This window comes from Streptomyces sp. NPDC002640 (genome assembly GCF_053592575.1).
Genome location: NZ_JBSFVZ010000002.1, coordinates 43,040 through 61,907, shown reverse-complemented (window position 1 = coordinate 61,907; position 18,868 = coordinate 43,040). Strand labels below are relative to the sequence as shown.

At 73.4% G+C, this 18,868-nt stretch carries 17 protein-coding genes; 9 read left to right on the top strand and 8 right to left on the bottom strand.

Annotated elements, in window-relative coordinates; all coding sequences use genetic code 11:
- Window positions 1-122: 122 nt before the first annotated feature.
- Together ACWD3O_RS02925 and ACWD3O_RS02920 are read left to right on the top strand one after the other, a co-directional pair.
- Window positions 123-1,094, top strand: coding sequence for an ATP-binding cassette domain-containing protein (locus ACWD3O_RS02925; RefSeq protein WP_451410786.1), 972 nt, complete (start codon window positions 123-125; stop codon window positions 1,092-1,094).
- Entirely contained in the window at window positions 1,091-1,957 is an 867-nt protein-coding gene (locus tag ACWD3O_RS02920) for an ABC transporter permease (RefSeq protein WP_451414675.1), read from the top strand. The genes ACWD3O_RS02925 and ACWD3O_RS02920 overlap by 4 nt, the downstream gene beginning before the upstream one ends.
- 120 nt (window positions 1,958-2,077) lie before the next feature.
- Here ACWD3O_RS02920 and greA read toward each other — a convergent pair whose 3' ends face one another.
- Window positions 2,078-2,575 carry a transcription elongation factor GreA gene (greA, locus tag ACWD3O_RS02915; protein ID WP_451410784.1) on the bottom strand — a complete coding sequence of 166 codons (498 nt, stop codon included), beginning with the start codon at window positions 2,573-2,575 and terminating at the stop codon, window positions 2,078-2,080.
- 148 nt (window positions 2,576-2,723) lie between these two features.
- Window positions 2,724-3,149, bottom strand: coding sequence for a DUF4307 domain-containing protein (locus tag ACWD3O_RS02910; protein ID WP_451414674.1), 426 nt, complete (start codon window positions 3,147-3,149; stop codon window positions 2,724-2,726).
- A 164-nt stretch (window positions 3,150-3,313) separates the two neighbouring features.
- On the opposite strand from ACWD3O_RS02910, the gene mca reads away from it, so the two are divergent.
- The gene (gene mca / locus ACWD3O_RS02905) at window positions 3,314-4,195 is read left to right on the top strand and encodes a mycothiol conjugate amidase Mca (protein ID WP_451410782.1); all 882 of its coding nucleotides are present in this window, start codon (window positions 3,314-3,316) and stop codon (window positions 4,193-4,195) included.
- Window positions 4,188-4,454, top strand: coding sequence for a hypothetical protein (locus ACWD3O_RS02900; protein ID WP_451410781.1), 267 nt, complete (start codon window positions 4,188-4,190; stop codon window positions 4,452-4,454). Before mca ends, ACWD3O_RS02900 begins: the two co-directional genes overlap by 8 nt.
- Before the next feature lie 166 nt (window positions 4,455-4,620).
- Here the strand turns inward: ACWD3O_RS02900 and ACWD3O_RS02895 are convergent, their stop codons facing one another.
- Entirely contained in the window at window positions 4,621-7,839 is a 3,219-nt protein-coding gene (locus ACWD3O_RS02895; RefSeq protein WP_451414673.1) for a tetratricopeptide repeat protein, read from the bottom strand.
- 295 nt (window positions 7,840-8,134) lie between these two features.
- Window positions 8,135-9,991, bottom strand: coding sequence for a phosphoenolpyruvate carboxykinase (GTP) (locus ACWD3O_RS02890; protein WP_451410779.1), 1,857 nt, complete (start codon window positions 9,989-9,991; stop codon window positions 8,135-8,137).
- 298 nt (window positions 9,992-10,289) lie between these two features.
- On the opposite strand from ACWD3O_RS02890, the gene trhA reads away from it, so the two are divergent.
- Together trhA and ACWD3O_RS02880 are read left to right on the top strand one after the other, a co-directional pair.
- Complete coding sequence (gene trhA, locus ACWD3O_RS02885; protein ID WP_451410778.1) at window positions 10,290-10,958, top strand: PAQR family membrane homeostasis protein TrhA; 669 nt, start codon at window positions 10,290-10,292, stop codon at window positions 10,956-10,958.
- A gap of 147 nt (window positions 10,959-11,105) precedes the next feature.
- On the top strand, window positions 11,106-11,858 hold the full coding sequence (locus tag ACWD3O_RS02880; RefSeq protein ID WP_451410777.1) for a Mut7-C RNAse domain-containing protein: 753 nt from the start codon (window positions 11,106-11,108) through the stop codon (window positions 11,856-11,858).
- Between the two features lie 252 nt (window positions 11,859-12,110).
- Here ACWD3O_RS02880 and ACWD3O_RS02875 read toward each other — a convergent pair whose 3' ends face one another.
- Complete coding sequence (locus ACWD3O_RS02875) at window positions 12,111-14,153, bottom strand: thioredoxin domain-containing protein (RefSeq protein ID WP_451414672.1); 2,043 nt, start codon at window positions 14,151-14,153, stop codon at window positions 12,111-12,113.
- Window positions 14,154-14,293: 140 nt separating this feature from the next.
- Between ACWD3O_RS02875 and ACWD3O_RS02870 the strand changes: the two genes are divergently transcribed.
- Window positions 14,294-14,860 carry a Uma2 family endonuclease gene (locus ACWD3O_RS02870; protein WP_451414671.1) on the top strand — a complete coding sequence of 189 codons (567 nt, stop codon included), beginning with the start codon at window positions 14,294-14,296 and terminating at the stop codon, window positions 14,858-14,860.
- Between the two features lie 75 nt (window positions 14,861-14,935).
- Here the strand turns inward: ACWD3O_RS02870 and ACWD3O_RS02865 are convergent, their stop codons facing one another.
- Entirely contained in the window at window positions 14,936-15,319 is a 384-nt protein-coding gene (locus ACWD3O_RS02865) for a hypothetical protein (RefSeq protein WP_451414670.1), read from the bottom strand.
- A 190-nt stretch (window positions 15,320-15,509) separates the two neighbouring features.
- Here ACWD3O_RS02865 and ACWD3O_RS02860 point away from each other — a divergent pair, with 190 nt between their 5' ends.
- The gene (locus tag ACWD3O_RS02860) at window positions 15,510-15,944 is read left to right on the top strand and encodes a hypothetical protein (protein WP_451414669.1); all 435 of its coding nucleotides are present in this window, start codon (window positions 15,510-15,512) and stop codon (window positions 15,942-15,944) included.
- An 84-nt stretch (window positions 15,945-16,028) separates the two neighbouring features.
- Here ACWD3O_RS02860 and ACWD3O_RS02855 read toward each other — a convergent pair whose 3' ends face one another.
- Complete coding sequence (locus ACWD3O_RS02855; RefSeq protein WP_451414668.1) at window positions 16,029-16,457, bottom strand: SCO4983 family protein; 429 nt, start codon at window positions 16,455-16,457, stop codon at window positions 16,029-16,031.
- A gap of 102 nt (window positions 16,458-16,559) precedes the next feature.
- Window positions 16,560-17,771, bottom strand: a complete 1,212-nt coding sequence (locus tag ACWD3O_RS02850; protein ID WP_451414667.1) for a pyridoxal phosphate-dependent aminotransferase — start codon at window positions 17,769-17,771, stop codon at window positions 16,560-16,562.
- A gap of 117 nt (window positions 17,772-17,888) precedes the next feature.
- On the opposite strand from ACWD3O_RS02850, the gene ACWD3O_RS02845 reads away from it, so the two are divergent.
- Window positions 17,889-18,824: a hypothetical protein gene (locus ACWD3O_RS02845; protein ID WP_451414666.1), complete on the top strand. Its 936-nt coding sequence runs from the start codon at window positions 17,889-17,891 to the stop codon at window positions 18,822-18,824.
- The last annotated feature ends 44 nt before the right edge of the window (window positions 18,825-18,868 follow it).

Genomic DNA, 18,868 nt, shown 5'->3' with positions numbered 1-18,868 from the left:
GCGGCGGTCGCGACGGACACCGGCACGGGAGGCCGCCGGCGCGGGCGGCTCCCGACGGGCGGAACCGGCGCGGGAAACCTAGGCTCGGAGTCGGATCGTTGTCGATGCGGGCCGGAGGCGAAATGCCGGGGGCCATTCGGGCTGAAGGGCTGGTCAAGACCTTCGGGGACGTGCGGGCGCTGGACGGCGTCGACCTGGACGTCCCGGAGGGGACCGTGCTGGGGCTGCTCGGCCCCAACGGCGCGGGGAAGACCACGGCGGTGCGGTGCCTGACCACGCTGCTGCGGCCGGACGCGGGCCACGCCGTCGTGGCCGGGATCGACGTGCTGAAGGATCCCGACGCCGTGCGGCACAACATCGGGCTGTCCGGCCAGTTCGCCGCCGTGGACGAGTACCTCACCGGGCGGGAGAACCTGGTGATGGTGGGGCGGCTGTACCAGCGGGGCCGCCGCGAGGCGAAGACCCGCGCGGCCGAGCTGCTGGAGCAGTTCCACCTCACCGACGCCGCGGACCGCATCACCAAGAACTACTCCGGCGGCATGCGCCGCCGCCTGGACCTGGCCGCCGCGCTGGTGGTGCGGCCGCCGGTGATGTTCATGGACGAGCCGACCACCGGCCTGGACCCCCGCAACCGGCTTCAGCTCTGGGACGTGATCAAGGACCTGGTCTCCGGCGGCACGACCCTGCTGCTGACCACCCAGTACCTGGAGGAGGCCGACCACCTCGCCCACGACATCGCGGTGGTCGACCACGGCAGGGTCATCGCCCGCGGCACGTCGGACGAGCTGAAGGCCCGTACCGGCGGGGAGCGGGTGGAGGTGATCGTCCGGGCCCGGGAGCTGATGCCGGACGCCGCGGCCGTGCTCACCCGGTTCGGGGTGGGCGAGGTCTCCGTGGAGGAGCACACCCGCAAGCTGACCGTGCCGGTGAGCGGCGGCCCGCGGCTGCTGGCGTCGGTGATCCGGGAACTGGACGAGCGCGGGATCGAACTCGACGACGTGGGGCTGCGGCGTCCGACGCTGGACGACGTGTTCCTCTCGCTCACCGGCCACATGGCCGAGTCCGCCGCGGCCGAGGAGGAGGGCTCCGCATGAGTGTCGCCGCCGGGACCCGGGAGCGCCGTCCCGTGGAAGGCCGCGGGGGGAAGGTGCGGCAGTCGTTGCGCGACTCGCTGATCGTGGCGCAGCGCAACCTCATCCGCATGACCCGGATCCCCGAGATCGTGCTGTTCGGGCTGATCCAGCCGGTGATGTTCGTGGTGCTGTTCACCTACGTCTTCGGCGGGTCGCTGATGGTCGGCGGGTCGACCAGTGCCGCGGACTACCGGAACTTCCTGATGGCCGGCATCTTCGCCCAGACCGTCACCTTCGCCACCGCCGGCGCCGGCGCCGGCATCGCGGAGGACATGCACAAGGGACTGATCGACCGGTTCCGCGCCCTGCCGATGGCGCGCGGGGCGGTGCTCACCGGACGGACCCTGGCCGACCTGGTGCAGACGGCGCTGACCGTGCTGATCCTGGCGGCCGTCGCCCTGCTGCTGGGCTGGCGGGTGGGCACCAACGGCGACACCGACCCGTTCCGGGTGGCCGCCGGGTTCGGGCTGCTGCTGCTGTGCGGCTACGCGTTCACCTGGATCGGCGCGCTGATCGGCCTCTCGGTGCGCAGCCCCGAGGCCGCCACCAACGGCGGGCTGATCTGGCTGTTCCCGGTGACCTTCATCTCCAACGCGTTCGTCGACCCGGCCAACATGACGCCGTGGCTGCGGCACATCGCCGAGTGGAACCCGTTCAGCGCCATCGTGCAGGCGTGCCGGGTGCTGTTCGCCAACCCCGGGCAGTCCACCTCCACCGCCTGGCCGATGCAGCACCCGGTGTGGGCGTCGCTGATCTACTCGGTGGCGATCATCGTGATCTTCCGGACGCTGTCGGTGCGCAAGTACCGGAACGCCTCCGTGTGAGGCGCGGGCCGGGACGCACCGGAACCCCCGGGCCGACGCCCGGGGGTTCCGTCGTTCGTGCGGTTCCTGCGCGTCCGCGCCCCGCGGCCCGGCCCTGACAGGGGGCAGCCCCGGTAGGGCTCAGCCCTTGTAGGGCTCGGCCTTCAGGATGCGCACCGAGGCCTTCTTGCCGTTCGGCAGCTCGTACTCCGCGTCCTCACCGATCTTGTGGCCGGTCACGCCGCGGCCGAGCGGGGACTGCGGGGAGTACGTCTCGATCTCCTCGCTGGCGTACTCCCTGGAGGCGAGCAGGAAGGTCAGGGTGTCGTCCTCGTCGCCGTCGAAGGCGACCGTGACGAGCATGCCCGGAGCGACCTCGCCGTCGGCGGCCGGCGCCTCGCCGACCTTCGCCGTCTCCAGCAGCTGCTGGAGTTGCCGCACCCGGAGCTCCTGCTTGCCCTGCTCCTCCTTGGCGGCGTGGTAGCCACCGTTCTCCCGCAGATCGCCCTCTTCGCGCGCGGCCGCGATCTTGGCGGCGATTTCGGTGCGCGCAGGACCAGTAAGGTACTCAAGCTCGTCCTTGAGCTTGTTGTACGCCTCCTGGGTGAGCCAGGTGACGTTCTCGCTGGTCTGGGTCACAGGTGCTCCTCGTCCGTACTGGGAATACAAAGCAACGCCCTACCCAGAAGAATGGTCCCTCATGGGTGGGCGAAACCACGAGCCTAACAATCGGGCCGCGAAAGTGGGAGAAGAAATGCCCGCCGGGCGGGGGAGCCCCCCGCGGGGCTCAGTCGGTGTGGCAGCCCAGCAGTTCGGCGGTGGTGCCGCGGCTGGTGGTGCGCAGGGTGACCGTCTTGTGGACCCGGTCGGTCTCCTCGTCGAAGCGGAAGTCGGCGCGGCCGACCTCGGCGCCGTTCTCCGCCTGGGAGCGGACCGTGCAGTAGCCGGTGACACCGGTGTCCTTGAAGACCTCCAGCTCCACCCGGACCGAGTCCCCGGCGGTCCGGAAGGTGATCATCTGGCCGCTGATCTCCTTGCCGCCCACGTGGTGGAAACCGAACCAGGCGACGAGGCCGATCAGCAGGGCGCCCAGGACCGAGCCGACGATCTTCAGCGTGCGGTCGGTGCGGCGGTCGTCCGCCGTGTCCGCGGCACGGCCGTAGCGGCCGGCGGGCGGCTGGGGCGCCGGGTGCTGCGGGCTGGCCGTGCTCATGCTGGTCCTCTCGGGCGGGGCCGGGGAGCGGTGTCCGGACCCCGGAATCAATCGTCCCCCGATTCCGTCACTATAGAAGGCGCGGCTGTCGCCCCTCCGCACGGGGGACCGCCGCCCACGCGTGTGCGCCGCCCGGGCGCCGACCGATCTCTGAGGATTGAGCCTTGACCGAGCAGCTGCGACTGATGGCAGTCCACGCCCACCCCGACGACGAGTCGAGCAAGGGCGCCGCCACCATGGCCAAGTACGTGTCCGAGGGCGTCGACGTCCTCGTGGTGACCTGCACCGGCGGTGAGCGCGGTTCGATCCTGAACCCGAAGCTCCAGGGCGACGCGTACATCGAGGAGAACATCCACGAGGTCCGCCGCAAGGAGATGGACGCGGCGCGCGAGATCCTGGGCGTCCGGCAGGCCTGGCTCGGTTTCGTCGACTCGGGCCTCCCCGAGGGCGACCCGCTGCCGCCGCTGCCCGAGGGCTGCTTCGCGCTGGAGGACGTCGACAAGGCGGCCGGTGAGCTGGTGCGGCAGATCCGGTCCTTCCGCCCGCAGGTGATCACCACCTACGACGAGAACGGCGGTTACCCGCACCCCGACCACATCATGACCCACAAGATCACGATGGTGGCCTTCGAGGGCGCGACCGACCTGGAGAAGTACCCCGAGTCCGAGTACGGGCCGGCCTTCCAGCCGCTGAAGGTCTACTACAACCAGGGCTTCAACCGCCCGCGCACGGTCGCGCTGCACGAGGCGATGGAGGAGCGCGGCCTGGACTCCCCCTACGGTGACTGGCTCAAGCGGTGGGACGAGTTCGAGCGCGTCGAGCGCACCCTCACCACGTTCGTGCCCTGCGGCGAATTCTTCGAGACCCGGGACCGGGCGCTGATCGCGCACGCCACCCAGATCGACCCCGACGGCGGCTGGTTCCGGATCCCGCTGGAGCTCCAGCGGGAGGTCTGGCCCACCGAGGACTACGAGCTCGCGAAGTCGTTGGTGACCACCGACATCCCCGAGTCGGACCTCTTCGCGGGCATCCGGGACAATGGCTGACATGAGCGCTAGCGCAACCCTCCTGGTTCTGGCCGCGGAGGAATTCGACAAGGACAAGGTCACCCCGGGTGTCCTCGGCTTCATCGTCTTCGCCCTGATGGCGCTGGCGGTGTGGGGGCTCATGAAGTCCATGAGCAAGCACATGGAGCGGGCCAGGATGGTCGGCCGCGAGGAGGAACCCGCGGACGGCGGGAACGGCGCGCCCGCGTCGACGCGGGCGGACGCGGCGTCCTCCGCGCCCACCACCGCCGAGAAGTAGTCCCCGCCCGCACGGCGTGCCCGTGCCCGGTCCCCGCACCGCCGCTCCGGCCGTGGTGCGCCGGGACGCGCGGCGCGGGCCGTCGTGCTGCCCGCCCGGCACGGGACCGCCCGGCACGGGACCGGGGCCTGCCCGCCCGGCACGGGACGGTGCGGTGCGGGGCCGGTCAGCCGAGGATCTCGCGGGCGGCCCTGGTGGGGGTGAGGCCCAGGCGCCAGGCGGGCCAGGGGTCCGCCGGGGGGAGTCCGCGGCGGAGGTAGAGCTCCCAGGTGGTGACGCAGTCCGCCAGGCGGGGGTCCTTCACGTCCGGGGCCAGCGCGGCGAGCTCCCGCTGGGCCGTCTCCGCGCCGTCCGGTGACGTGCACGGCAGCAGCGTGCAGCGCAGGAACCGGCCCCAGGCCTCCGCGCGGGTGTCGCCGCAGGACGCCGCCAGCCCGATCGCCTCGTCGCACAGGCCGAGGGCCCGCTCCTCGCGTGAATTGCCCGCGTCGATCACCGCCAGCTCCAGGCAGGACCACGCCTCGCCGTGCACCACCCCCGCGCGCCGGAAGTCGGCCCGGGCGTCCACCAGGAGCTGCCGGGCGAACCCGGAGTTGCGCAGCGACCCGGCCCGCGCCGCCCGCTGGTCGCGGGTGACCCGGGCGAGGTGGTGCCGGGCCCAGCCCAGGCCGTAGACGTCCCGCATGCGGGAGAACAGCGCCCGGGAGCGCTCCAGCTCCCGGCCGGCCTCGTCGAGGTCGCCCGCCTCCTCCAGCGCCTGCCCCAGGTAGTGCAGGGTCCACGCCTCGCCGCGCAGGTCCTCGACCTCCCGGTGCAGCACGACCGCCTTGCGCAGCCCCTCCACCGCGGCCGCCGCCTCGCCGTCCGCCAGCCGGGCCCGCTCGAGCTGGGTCCGCGTCCACGCCTGCCCCCGGGTGTCCCGGGTGCGCCGGTACAGGTCCAGCGCGGTGCGCAGCTCCTGGCGGCCGCGTTCCACGTCGCCGGTGCGCAGCGCGAGCTGACCGAACTGGTACCGGGCCCACGCCTCGCCGTGCACCGCCTCCGCCGCCCGGTGCAGCGCCAGCGACTGCCGCAGGAGCTGCCGGGCCTCCGCGAGGTCGCCCCGGTCCCGTTCCACCGCGCCCAGCGCGTGCAGCGTCCACGCCCGGTCCGCGGCCAGCTCCGGCGCGGCCTGCAACTGCACCGCCTCCCGCAGCTTCGCGGCGGCCTCCGGGAGGTTGCCCTGGTGGTGCAGGGTGATGCCGAGGGACCCCAGCGCCCGCGCCGCGTCGGCCTCCTGCTCGGAGGCCCGGTAGTCGTCGACGAGGGTGGAGAGCGTGGTCCTGGCCTTGTCGAGGTCGCCGATCTGACGGGCGGCGATACCGGTGCGCCAGGTCACCGAGCGGAGCATCAGCCCCTCGTCGACGGACCTGGCCAGCTCGTTGATCTCACCCAGCCGGTACATGTCGCCGCGCAGCAGGCAGTAGTCGCAGAGCGCGCCCAGCAGGGCGTGCACGGCCGAGCTGTCCACGCCCTCGGCGTGACGCAGCGCGGCGGTGATGAACGCGGACTCGTCGTCCAGCCAGCGCAGCGCCTCCTTCGGGGAGGAGAAGCCCTGCGGGGCGGCGCCGGCCGGGGTGGACAGGCCGGTGCGGGTGGAGACGTTGCCGTCGAGCAGGCGCAGCACCGAGTCGGCGAGCCGGGCGTAGGTGCTGATCAGCCGCTCCTGCGCGGCGGTGCGCTCGGCCGGGGTCTCCTCCTCCTGGAGGCGTTCCTGCGCGAAGGCGCGGACCACGTCGTGCAGCCGGCAGCGGGTGCCGCGGACCGGCTCGACAAGGCCCGCGCGGGCCAGCGAGGCCAGGTGCCGCCAGCCGTCCTGCTCGTCGGTGTCCAGCAGCGAGGCGGCCGCCGCCGCGCCCAGCGAGGCGCGGCCGGCCAGGGCCAGCCGGCGCAGCAGCCGACGGGCCTGCTCCGACTGGTCGGCGTAGCGCAGCCACAGGGCGCGCTGCACCGGCGTGACCGGCCCGTAGGCGCCGAGGTCGTCGGCGAGGCGGGCGGGCGTGCGGGTGCCGAGGGCGGTGCCCGCCACCCGCAGGGCCAGCGGGAGGCCGCCGCACAGCCGGTGGACCCGTTCCAGGGCCGCGTCGTCCTGCGGCCGGTCGGCGCCGGGCGGGGCGTAGGCGGCCAGGGCCTCCCGGGCGGCGTCCACCGGCAGCGGCTGCACGGCGAGCTGGTGGACGCGGGCGGGCAGGTCCCGCGGCAGGACGAGCGGCGTGCGGGAGGTGACCAGCAGCAGGCTCTCCGAGCGCTCCGGCAGCAGGGCGCGCACCTGCTCGGGGTCGGAGGCGTCGTCCAGCACGACGATCACCGGCAGGCCCGCCAGGTGGCGGCGGTACAGCTCGGTGAGGCGGGTGAGCTGCTGCTCGGGGGTGGAGCCCTCGCGGAACAGGAGCTGTTCGCGGGGTGCGCCGAGGCGGTTCAGGAGGTGGAGCAGCGCCATGGGGGTGCCCGCCGTGGGGGTGCCCCCTGCTCGTGCGGAGCCGAGAGCTTGGGGGAGGGTGGGCGGCGGCGGGTCCGAGGGGGAGTCGCCGCGCAGGTCGACCAGGCAGGCGCCGCGGTACTCGTCCCGCAGGTCGTGGGCGGCGCGGGCGGCCAGCGCTGTGCGGCCGGAGCCGGGGGAGCCGTGCAGCACCACCACGGTGGGGCGGCTGTCGGCGTCCGCGCGGGCGGCGCGGGCCCAGCGGCGGAGGGCGGCCAGTTCCTCGCGGCGGCCCGCGAAGGGGGCGTCGGCCGGGGGTAACTGTTCGAACGAGCGCTCCAGCACGGCGCGGCGGCGGGCCGCGGCGCTCTTGTCGCTGCCGCGCAGCCGGGGCGGGGCCGCGGGGGTGCGCAGCAGGCGCCGCTGCTGCTCCAGCCAGGGGCGGACGCCGCGCAGCTCCAGAGCGGTGAGCCACTGCAGGCGCAGGGCCTCGGGCCCGCCGGGCTGCCGGACCGCGCCCGCGTGATGGTGCGCGGCGGGCAGGTGGGAGACGGCGGCCCGGACGACGGCGGTGGCGGAGGCGGTCACCCCCACGGACAGGCCCGCGCCGAGGGCGACGGCGCCGCCGGTGCCCAGGGCGAGGTCGGCGACGGTGGCGGTGGCGGCGGCGACGCCGGCGACCAGCAGGGTGGTGGGGCCTCGGCCGTCGCGGGCGAAGCGCTGGGCGAAGGTCGGACGCGGGGGGTTCGCCGCGTCCAGGGCACCGAGGTAGGCCTCGTACTCCGGCTGGGCGGCGCGGGCCATGCCGTCCAGGGCGGCGCGGGCGCGGGCGAGCAGCGCGGCGGGGTCGGCGCCGGTGCGCCGGGCCTCCTCCGCGACGGTGCGCTCGAGCAGGTTCAGGGCGTCCTGGCGGTGCGGGTCGCGCATGTCCGGTCCCCCTCCGGTGGCGATGCCGTGCGCCTGCGGCGGAGCTCCGGGGCGGGGCTCGCCGCCCGGGCGCCCGAGGCGCCGCCCAGTGTTCCTCCCCCGCCCTCCCCCGTCCCGAAACCGTCCACCCGCCGGGGCGTGCGCCCGGTGCGGCGCCCGAGGGCGGTGGACGGGGCGGGCCGGCCCGGGACGGCGCATCCCCGCGGAGCGTTCCGCGGGGACGGCTGTTCCGCGGCCGGCCGGGGGACGTCGCAGGTCAGGGCATACGTCGGGGCCGGCCGCGGGGTCGGGAGGGTCAGCCGAGACGGCTGACCAGGGACTCGTACTGGTCCCAGAGCTCCTTGGGGGTGTGGTCGCCGAAGGTGTTGAAGTGGTCCGGCACCAGGGCCGCCTCCTGCTTCCAGACGTCCTTGTCGACGGACAGGAGCAGGTCGAGGTCCTTCTCGGGCATGTCGAGGCCCTCGGTGTCGAAGGAGGACTTGGCCGGCAGGATGCCGATCGCCGTCTCCACGCCCTCCGCCCGGCCGTCGAGGCGGTCGACGATCCACTTCAGGACGCGGCTGTTCTCGCCGAACCCGGGCCACACGAAGCGCCCGGACTCGTCCTTGCGGAACCAGTTGACGTAGTAGATCCGCGGCAGCTTGGCCGGGTCCTTGTGCTTGCCGACCTCGACCCAGTGGGCCATGTAGTCGCCCATGTTGTAGCCGCAGAACGGCAGCATGGCGAACGGGTCGCGCCGCAGCTCGCCGACCTTGCCCTCGGCGGCGGCGGTCTTCTCGCTGGCCACGTTGGCGCCCAGGAAGACGCCGTGGTTCCAGTCGAAGGACTCGGTGACCAGCGGCACCGCGCTGGCGCGGCGGCCACCGAAGAGGATCGCCGAGATCGGCACGCCCTTCGGGTCCTCCCACTCGGGCGCGATGATCGGGCACTGGGCGGCGGGGACGGTGAAGCGGGCGTTGGGGTGTGCGGCGGGGGTGCCGGACTCCGGCGTCCAGTCGTTGCCCTTCCAGTCCGTGAGGTGGGCCGGGGGCTCCTCCGTCATGCCCTCCCACCAGACGTCGCCGTCGTCGGTGAGCGCCACGTTGGTGAAGACCGCGTTGCCCCACAGGGTCTTCATGGCGTTGGCGTTGGTGTGCTCGCCGGTGCCCGGGGCGACGCCGAAGAAGCCGGCCTCCGGGTTGATGGCGTACAGGCGGCCGTCCTCGCCGAAGCGCATCCAGGCGATGTCGTCGCCGATGGTCTCGACCGTCCAGCCGCGGACCGTCGGCTCCAGCATGGCGAGGTTGGTCTTGCCGCAGGCGCTCGGGAACGCGGCGGCGACGTACTTGGACTCGCCCTGCGGCGGCGTCAGCTTGAGGATCAGCATGTGCTCGGCGAGCCAGCCCTCGTCGCGGGCCATCACCGAGGCGATGCGCAGCGCGTAGCACTTCTTGCCGAGCAGCGCGTTGCCGCCGTAGCCCGAGCCGTAGGACCAGATCTCACGGGACTCGGGGAAGTGCGAGATGTACTTGGTGGAGTTGCAGGGCCACGGCACGTCCTCCTGGCCCGGTTCCAGCGGGGCGCCCAGGGTGTGGACGGCCTTCACGAAGAAGCCGTCGTCACCGAGCTCGTCCAGGACGGGGCGGCCCATGCGGGTCATGGTGCGCATCGAGACGGCCACGTAGGCCGAGTCGGTGATCTCGACGCCGATGGCGGAGAGGTCGGAACCCAGCGGGCCCATGCAGAACGGGACGACGTACATCGTCCGGCCGCGCATCGAGCCGCGGAAGATGCCGCCCCGGCCGTCCTTGCCCTGGAAGGTCTCCCGCATCTCGGCGGGGGCCATCCAGTGGTTGGTCGGGCCGGCGTCCTCCTCGCGCTCGGAGCAGATGAACGTCCGGTCCTCGACCCGGGCGACGTCCGTCGGGTCCGAGGCGGCGTAGTAGGAGTTCGGGCGCTTGATCGGGTCCAGCTTCGTGAAGGTGCCCTTGCTGACGAGCTCCTCGCAGAGCCGGTCGTACTCGGCCTCCGAGCCGTCGCACCAGACCACCCGGTCGGGCTGCGTCAGTGCGGCGATCTCGTCGACCCACGAGATCAGCCGGGGGTGCCGTGTGGGGGGTTCTTCCGTCGCGTCGGTGGAGACGGCCGGGGGAGCCTCGATGTCGCGCGCCACGAATCGCTCCTAATCAGGGTTGCTGCCGGTGTGCTGTTGCCCGGGACGTGGGTGGTGCGGGGTGATGCCCTTTTGGTGCATGTCGGCCGCCCCGGTCGATTTCGGGTGCTCATTCGGAGCGGATCTCACTCATATGATCTTCGGTGACGAGTGCCCATCTGTCCAGGGGGGCGCACACCTGAGCGGAGTGAGCAACCTCACTGATTGATGGATTTGCTTTCGGGGCAAGGCGGAAGTTGGCTGGTCGCAGCACCCGCCGACCCTGTACTCACCTGTAACTTACGGTTGCGTAGGTACGATGGCCGATATGACCGCACCCTCACTTCCGGAGCAGATCAAGCCCCGGCTGCGCGGCTGGCTGCACCTCGGGATGTTCCCGGCAGCTCTGATCGCCGGACTCGTCCTCACCGCTCTCGCCGACTCCACCCGGGGACGCATCGCCTGCGGGATATACACCCTCACGGCATGTCTTCTCTTCGGCGTGAGCGCTCTCTACCACCGCGGAACCTGGTCCCCCCGAATGGACGGCGTGCTCCGCCGGCTGGACCACTCCAACATCTTCCTGATCATCGCCGGCACGTACACGCCGCTGACGATCCTGCTCCTGCCGGGATCGCAGGGGGAGTGGCTGCTGTGGGGGATCTGGGCGGCCGCGGTGGCGGGCATCCTGTTCCGCGTCTTCTGGGTCGGCGCCCCGCGGTGGCTCTACACGCCCTGCTACATCGCCATGGGATGGGCCGCGGTCTTCTTCCTGCCGGACTTCCTGCGCACGGGCGGGGTGGCGGTCCTGGTGTGCGTGGTGGTCGGCGGCATCCTCTACAGCGTGGGCGGCGTGATCTACGCGCTCCGCAAGCCGGACCCGTCGCCGCGGTACTTCGGGTTCCACGAGGTGTTCCACGCCTTCACGCTGGCGGCGTTCATCGTGCACTACGTCGGGATCTCGCTGGTGGCGTACACCCGCGCGTAGGGGCGGGCCGGGCCGGGGACCGGGGCCGAGGGGCGCCGGAGCGGGCAGGTGGGTGCCGGTGGGCCCCGGAGGGTGCCGGTGGGTGCCGGTGGGTGCCGACGGGGAAATTCCGCCGGTCCGGCGGGCCGGGCGTGTCATTCTGGCCGCATGGTCGGCAGTGCGAGTGCTACGGGGTCAACGGGCATCCATGTGCGGGTCGCGCCGGAGCTGCGGCTCTTCGTGCGCGGGGGAGAGGCGACGGCGGCGGTCGACGGGGTGTCGACGCTGGGGCACGTGGTGGAGTCGCTGGGGGTGCCGCTCACCGAGGTCGGCGAGCTCCTGGTCGACGGCCGGACGGTGCCGGTGTCGCACACGCCGTCGGCGGGGGAGTCCGTCGAGGTCCGGCCGGTGGCCCCGCCGCAGCTCACCCCCGGCGCCCCGGAGGTGCCGCTGCGGTTCCTCCTCGACGTGCACCTCGGCACGCTGGCGCGGCGGCTGCGGCTGCTGGGGGTCGACGTCGCCTACGAGTCGACCGACATCGGGGACCCGGCGCTGGCCGCCCGGTCCGCGGCCGAGCGGCGGGTCCTGCTGAGCCGCGACCGCGGTCTGCTGCGGCGGCGCGAGATCTGGGCCGGGGCGTACGTCTACAGCACCCGGCCCGACGAACAGCTCCGCGAGGTGCTGCGCCGGTTCACGCCCCGGCTGCGGCCGTGGACGCGCTGCACCGCCTGCAACGGCGAGCTGCGGGAGGCGTCCAAGGCGGACGTCGCCGACCGCCTGGAGGCGGGGACGTCGCGGAACTACGAGGTGTTCGCCGAGTGCGGGGACTGCGGGCGCGTGTACTGGCGGGGCGCCCACCACGAGCAACTGGTCGCCATCGTGGACCGCGCCGTCGCGGAGTACGGCCCCGGCACGTCCTGACCCCGCCGCCCGCGGCGGGCCGGGCCGCCGCGGGCGGCACCCTTCGCGTCGGCAGCGCCCTTCACCTCGGGCGGCGTCCTTCGCCTCGGGTGGCGGCTTCCGGGCCGGGCGGTACCGGTTGCGTGCTGCCGGGCAGCAGTGCCCGCCGCCGTACGGCAGCGCCCGCCGCGGAGGCCGGCGCTGCCGCCCCGCCCCGCCCGTGCGGCAGTCGTGTCGCCGCGGGTGTGGTGACCTTGCGACGGTCAGGCGTCGTTACGGGGTCTGGACCTGGACCGCGGCGGCGAGGCGGCCCGGGTCGGTGGTCGGGGCGTCGCAGGTGAAGTTCCGGCACACGTAGGCGGTGGGGGCGCCGTCGGTGAGGGGCCGGCCGGCGAGGAGGGGGAACTCCTCGCCGCCCTCGGGCCCGGTGGCGACGACCGCGCCGGGGGCCGTGCCGAGCAGCGCCGTACGGTGCAGGGCGCGGGTGGCGTCCGCGTCGCGCGGGCCGACCACCGCCACCTCGCGGGGACCGTCGATCCACGCCTCGGCCACGGCGAGCCCCCACCCCACGAACCGCGGGACCCGGCGGGCCAGCAGCTTCACGACGCCCAGCGCCCGCTCGGCCGCCGTCCGGTGCTCCTCGGACCCGGTGTGCGCCGCGTACGACAGCAGCGCCCCGGCCGCCGCCGTCCAGCCCGAGGGGGCGGCGTTGTCCGTGGGGTCCTGCGGGCGGCGGAACAGCCGCTCGGCGTCGGACGCCGTGTCGTACAGCGCCCCCGACTCCGCGTCGGTGAACCGCTCCCGGACGTGGCCGAGGAGCAGCCCGGCGAAGTCCAGCCAGACGCCCTCCCCGGTGACCCCGGCCAGCGTGATCAGCCCCTCGGCGACGTCGCCGTAGTCCTCCAGCACGCCCGCGTTGGCGCCGGCCCGGCCGTCCCGGCTGGTCCGGGTGAGCGCGGCGTGCTCGTCCATGTGCACCCGCACCAGCAGGTCCGCGGCGGCCACCGCCGCCTCCACCAGGTCCGGCCGGTCGAAGTACGCGCCGGTCTCCGCCAGCGCGGCGATCGCCAGGCCGTTCCACGCGGCGACCACCTTGTCGTCCCGCCCCGGCGCGGGCCGCTGGGCGCGGGCCGCGAGGAGCCGCTGGCGGATGCCGTCGATCCGGGCGGCGTCGAACACGCCCTCCACCTGCGGGAGCCGCAGCACCGAGGCGCCCTCCTCGAAGGTGCCCTCCTCCGTCACCCCGAAGTAGCGGGCGGCCAGGTCGCCGTCCTCCTCGCCGAGCACCTCGGTGAGCTGCTCCGGCGTCCAGACGTAGTACGCGCCCTCGACGTGCTTGCCGGTGCCGTCGTCGCTGTCGGCGTCCAGCGCGGAGGCGAAGCCGCCCTCGGCGGTGCGCAGTTCACGGACCATGAAGTCGGCCGTCTCCAGCGCGACCCGGCGCGCGGACTCCGAGCCGGTGGAGCGCCACAGGTGGGCGTAGACGCGGCAGAGCAGCGCGTTGTCGTAGAGCATCTTCTCGAAGTGCGGCACCACCCAGTCCCGGTCGACCGAGTACCGGGCGAAGCCGCCGCCGAGCTGGTCGTACAGGCCGCCGCGGGCCATCCGACCGCAGGTCTCGGCGGCCATCTGCAGGGCGCCCTCCGACCCGGTGCGGGCGTGGTGGCGGAGCAGGAACTCCAGCACCATGGACGGCGGGAACTTGGGCGCGCCCCCGAAGCCTCCGCGCGCCGGGTCGTACTCGCGGGTCAGGCCCAGCAGGGCCGCCGCCATGTCCTCCTCGCCGGGCGCGGTGTCGCCCGCGTCACCGAACGGCGCCGTCCGGCCGGCCAGGTCCCGCACGATCGTGCCGGCGACGTCCGTGACCTCGTCCCGCCGGTCCGCCCAGGCCGCCCGCACGCCCTGCAGCACCTGCAGGAAACCGGGCTGGCCGTGCCGGGGGGAGGGCGGGAAGTAGGTGCCGAAGTAGAACGGCTCGGCGTCCGGCGTCAGGAACACCGTCATCGGCCAGCCGCCCTGACCGGTGGCCGCCTGCACCGCCTCCATGTACACGGCGTCCACGTCCGGCCGCTCCTCGCGGTCCACCTTGACGGAGACGAAGTGCTCGTTGAGGTACGCGGCGACCGTCCCGTCCTCGAACGACTCGTGCGCCATCACATGACACCAGTGGCAACTGCTGTACCCCACGCTGAGCAGCACCGGGACGTCCCGGCGGCGGGCCTCCTCGAAGGCGGCGGGTTCCCACTCCCACCAGTCGACGGGGTTGTCCGCGTGCTGGAGCAGATACGGCGAGGTCGCATCGGCGAGACGGTTCATACGCCCCAGCCTCTCACGCCACCCGACCCGCGGGCCGAAGCCCGCACGGGCCCGCATCGCTGCTGCTCTCCAGGGTCCTGGAACAGTACGCTGGGCTGAGCAGCGCCGGACCTGTCCAGGCTCCTCGAAGGAGGAACACCATGACCGCCGAGATGGTGGCGCCCGCGTGGATGCACACACAGATCAGCGCGGAGCAGTACGACTCCTGGTCCGAGGAGCAGTGCGCCGGCATCGAGATCGTGGACGGGATGGTCGTCGTGAGCCCGAGCGCCTCCAAGCGACACAACCGGCTGGCGCGGGTCCTCGCCAATGCCCTGGACGCCGCCGCGGGACCGGACTGGAACGCGGACACGGACTTCGACGTCCGCCTGCAGGACGTTCCCCTCACCAACCGTCGTCCTGACGTCATCGTCTACCGGGCAGAAACCATCGACCTCACGCCTACCCGACCCGAGCACGTACTCCTGGTCGTCGAGGTCGTGTCGCCCGGCTCGGAAACCACCGACCGGGTCGTGAAGGTGGACCAGTACGCCAAGGCCGGCATCCCCTTCTACTGGAGGGTCGAGCAGGCCGCCACCGGGGTCCCGATCGTCTACACCTACGTCCTCGACCCTGCCACGAAGGTCTACCGGGACGGCGAGATGTTCACCGGCACAGTGAAGGCCACCGCGCCGTTCCATGTCACAGTCGATCTCGGGGCACTGTAAGGAACCGAGGCGGCGCCCGCTGCCGACGGTTGGCTCTCAGCTGGCTTCCGGGCGAGCCGATCCTTGCGTAAGCCATCACGACCGAATCTGGAGCGGTCCGCCTTCTTCAACTGGTCGACGCCACCATTCGGTGGACTTGAAGCAGCCCATGAGCCAGTGCGCTTCGGCACCGTCAAGGATGATGTCCCCGATTGACGGGATGAGATCGAGGTGAAGCATCTGCTCCTGGATGCGCACGGGCTCCCAGTCGAGGTCGTGATGCAGCAACACCGCAAACGGCTCCCCGCGCTTCCGCCAGAAGACCATGGGCTCGCCAACTTCGTTGACGAACGGTTTGACGATGTCGTTCGGCTCGAAGTCGACATCCGCCATGTCCGCCCACCTGCCGACACCCTCGCGCTCCCGAGCCAAGTAGTTGCGCATGCGCCGGACGAAGGCGTCGAGGGTGGACTCGTCCAACGTGGACTCCCGCCGGACGACAACGGACCTCAACGTCTTGCGTAGCGCTTCTGCTCGGCGAAGCTGACGGGTCGCATTGGCCCAGAAGAGGCTGTTCCGCTCGGGATCGTGGACGACGCAGAGCACCGGTAGGCTGCCGTCGCGCCAGTTGTCCCCATGATCCCCGACCTGGACGCGGTACCCCCGCCGGGTGCGCGACGACGGGACCTTCGTCGTCTACGACGAGCCGGAGCGGGCGGGCCGGGCCACCTACCGGATCACCTACGCCGGTGACCTGCTGGTCCGCCCGGCCGAGGACGCCGTCCTCACGGTGGACGTGGCCAGGGCCGCGTCCGGGATCTCGCTGACCGCGCCGGCGGAAGCCTCCCGGGCCGCCGGCGTCGAGTTCACCGGCGTCCTCCGCGTCCAGGGCGTGCCGCTGGACGACCCGGCCGTGCTCACCGTGCGCGCGACCGGCCGGGACGGCACGGTGGAACTCGCCCCGGTGACCGTGGCCGCCGACGGCTCCTTCACCGTCCGGGACACCGCGCCGAGCCGGGGGAACGTCACGTACACGGTCGGCTGGCCGGGTGACGCCCTGCACGAGGGGGCCGAGGCCTCCGCCACGGTGCGCGTGCGTCGCTGACCGCCGCGGCTCCCGGTCAGGGTTCGTGGCGCCCGGTCCGCGCCGCTTCGTGGCAGGCGCGGACCGGGGCCGATCGGGGGAGCCTCAGCAGGGGCTCAGGGGGCGCTCGAGGGCCTCGGCGTGGGCCTCCATGCGCTGGGCGGCGAGGATCGCCGCCCGGGTGTCGGCACGGGACGCGGCGACCACGAGCGCGCGTCCGGCCAGGTCGTGCGCCCGGCGGTGCAGGGCGGCGACCCGGGTCTCCGGGTCGTCCTCCCGCGCCGTCACCGGGAGGGCCGCGCGGGCCGGCAGCCCGCCGCCGCGCAGTCGTGCCACCTGCTGGGCCAGCTGCTCGGCGGCCTCGTCGAGGTCCGCGCACGGCGCCTGGGAACGCAGCTCGTCGGTAAGGGCGAGCAGCGCGGCCAGGTGCCCGGCGAGCTGGAACTCCAGCTCCGCCTCACGGGACCGGCGGGGGACGTCCGAGCCTTCGGCGGCCATGGTGTGCACCGACTTGCCGCGGATCGGTTCGTACATGGGATGGCCTCCTGTGCTCTGGCAGGACGCCATCCTACATTGGAATGAGTCTAAAGTTGTGCCGAGTCGCGAACGCGGGGTCCGGACGCGCCGCGTGGTTCCTCAGCCCTGCCGGTACCCCTCCAGGAAGCGTCCGATGCGGCCGATGGCGTCGCGCAGATCGGTGACCGAGGGCAGCGTGACGATGCGGAAGTGGTCCGGCTCGGGCCAGTTGAAGCCGGTGCCCTGGACGACCATGATCTTCTCGCGGCGCAGCAGGTCGAGGACCATCTGCCGGTCGTCCTTCACCGGGTAGACCTTGGGGTCCAGCCGCGGGAAGAGGTACAGGGCGCCCTTGGGCTTGACGCAGGTGACGCCGGGGATCCGCGTGAGCATCTCGTGCGCGACGTCCCGCTGCTCGCGCAGCCGCCCGCCCGGCAGGACCAGGTCCTGGATCGACTGCCGGCCGCTGAGGGCGGCGACCACGCCGTGCTGGCCCGGCATGTTGGCGCACAGCCGCATGTTGGCGAGGATGTTGAGGCCCTCGATGTAGGAGTCCGCGTGCGCCTTCGGGCCCGAGATGGACATCCAGCCCACCCGGTAGCCCGCCACCCGGTACGACTTCGACATGCCGTTGAAGGTGAGGGTCAGCAGGTCGGGGGCGATCGCCGCGGTGGGGGTGTGGGTGGCGTCCTCGTAGAGGATCTTGTCGTAGATCTCGTCCGAGCAGACCAGCAGGTTGTGGCGGCGCGCGATGTCCGTGAGCCCGCGCAGCAGGTCGTCGCTGTAGACGGCGCCGGTCGGGTTGTTCGGGTTGATGATCACGATCGCCTTGGTGCGGTCGGTGATCTTGGACTCTATGTCGGCGAGGTCCGGCATCCAGTCGGCCTGCTCGTCGCAGACGTAGTGGACCGGGGTTCCGCCGGAGAGCGCCACGGCCGCCGTCCACAGCGGGTAGTCCGGGGCGGGGACGAGCACCTCGTCACCGTTGTCCAGCAGGCCCTGCATGGCCATCACGATCAGCTCGGACACGCCGTTGCCGACGAAGACGTGCTCGACGTCCGTCTCCACGCCCAGCGTCTGGTTGTGCATCACCACCGCGCGGCGGGCGGCCAGCAGGCCCTTGGCGTCGCCGTAGCCGTGCGCCGAGCCGACGTTGCGCAGTATGTCCTCGAGGATCTCCGGCGGGCACTCGAACCCGAAGGCGGCGGGGTTGCCGGTGTTCAGCTTGAGGATGCGGTGACCGGCGGCCTCCAGCCGGGTCGCCTCCTCGAGCACCGGGCCCCGGATCTCGTAACAGACGTTGGCGAGCTTGGACGACTGGATCACCTGCATGACGTGAGCCTACGGGGAGACGGCCACGGCCGCCTCGTGTTCTCCGACACGTCGCGGCGCGGCGAACCGGGGCTCCGGGTGTGGCCTGCGCCACGCGGGTCCTTACAATTCGCACCCATGTCCACCACCCCTGATCACGGGCCCGGCACGTACGGGGTCCCGGAGCCGCCGACGCGTCCCCCGTCCGAGGGACCCGCGCCGTTCGCCGCGTGGCCCGGAACGGGTGACGCGGAGGCCACCCGCGTCCTGCCGCCGGTGCCGGGAGGGCCGGACGGCGCGGCCGGGGCGGCCCCGGCGGTGCCGTACGGCGGCGCGGAGGGGTACGCGGGGCCGCCGCCGGGGGAGGAGCCGACGCGCGAACTGCCGGTGACACCGGGCGACCCGTACGCGGGGGCCGCCGGCCCTGGGGCGCACCCCGGGCAGCACGCGCCCGGCGGGTACGACGGCGCCCACCGCGGCCCGGGGGCCAGCGGGACCCACGGCAGCGGGGCCGCCGCGCCGTACGGGGTGCCGCAGGCACGGGGGGCCGTCGGGGCGCCGGGCGGGCGGGCCGCGGCGCGGCAGGCCGGCCGGGCGGCGGAACGGCAGGCGGTGCGGCGGCGGTGGACGCGGAGCCGGCAGACGCTGCTGGCGTCCTGCGTCGGCCTGGTCGGGCTGGGCGCGCTGACGGTGCTCGGCGTCGCGCTGTCCTCCGGCTCCGAGGAGGAACCGGCCGGGCGCGGCGGCGGCATCGCGCCCACCGGGCCGGGACTGTCGGTGGGCGACGTGACCGACCCCTCGCCGACGCCGTCCGACCGGGCGCCGCAGGAGGCGTCGGGCGCACCCACGCCCGACCCCCGGCCGACCCGCAGCGCCAGCGCCTCCCCGTCGCCCACCCGCGGCACGTCCGCCCCGCCCTCGCCGAGCAGGACCCCGGCCGAGAGCGCCTCCCCCTCCCCGCCGGCACCCACCGACCGGCCCTGGGACGACGACGACCCGTACGAGTGGGACGAGGACGAGGACGACGACGGCCGCGGCAACGGCTGGGGCAACGGCAGCCGCCGCCCCCGCTGACGCCGCGCCCCCGGCTGACGCGTCACCGGCCCGGCCGCCGCCGC

Excerpts from the sequence above, each read along its gene's own strand:
- ACWD3O_RS02925 (WP_451410786.1), top strand. The coding sequence starts at position 123 with ATGCCGGGGGCCATTCGGGCTGAAGGGCTGGTCAAGACCTTCGGGGAC.
- ACWD3O_RS02920 (WP_451414675.1), top strand. The coding sequence starts at position 1,091 with ATGAGTGTCGCCGCCGGGACCCGGGAGCGCCGTCCCGTGGAAGGCCGC.
- ACWD3O_RS02910 (WP_451414674.1), bottom strand. The coding sequence starts at position 3,149 with ATGAGCACGGCCAGCCCGCAGCACCCGGCGCCCCAGCCGCCCGCCGGC.
- ACWD3O_RS02900 (WP_451410781.1), top strand. The coding sequence starts at position 4,188 with ATGGCTGACATGAGCGCTAGCGCAACCCTCCTGGTTCTGGCCGCGGAG.
- ACWD3O_RS02895 (WP_451414673.1), bottom strand. The coding sequence starts at position 7,839 with ATGCGCGACCCGCACCGCCAGGACGCCCTGAACCTGCTCGAGCGCACC.
- trhA (WP_451410778.1), top strand. The coding sequence starts at position 10,290 with ATGGCCGATATGACCGCACCCTCACTTCCGGAGCAGATCAAGCCCCGG.
- ACWD3O_RS02880 (WP_451410777.1), top strand. The coding sequence starts at position 11,106 with ATGGTCGGCAGTGCGAGTGCTACGGGGTCAACGGGCATCCATGTGCGG.
- ACWD3O_RS02875 (WP_451414672.1), bottom strand. The coding sequence starts at position 14,153 with ATGAACCGTCTCGCCGATGCGACCTCGCCGTATCTGCTCCAGCACGCG.
- ACWD3O_RS02870 (WP_451414671.1), top strand. The coding sequence starts at position 14,294 with ATGACCGCCGAGATGGTGGCGCCCGCGTGGATGCACACACAGATCAGC.
- ACWD3O_RS02855 (WP_451414668.1), bottom strand. The coding sequence starts at position 16,457 with ATGTACGAACCGATCCGCGGCAAGTCGGTGCACACCATGGCCGCCGAA.
- ACWD3O_RS02850 (WP_451414667.1), bottom strand. The coding sequence starts at position 17,771 with ATGCAGGTGATCCAGTCGTCCAAGCTCGCCAACGTCTGTTACGAGATC.
- ACWD3O_RS02845 (WP_451414666.1), top strand. The coding sequence starts at position 17,889 with ATGTCCACCACCCCTGATCACGGGCCCGGCACGTACGGGGTCCCGGAG.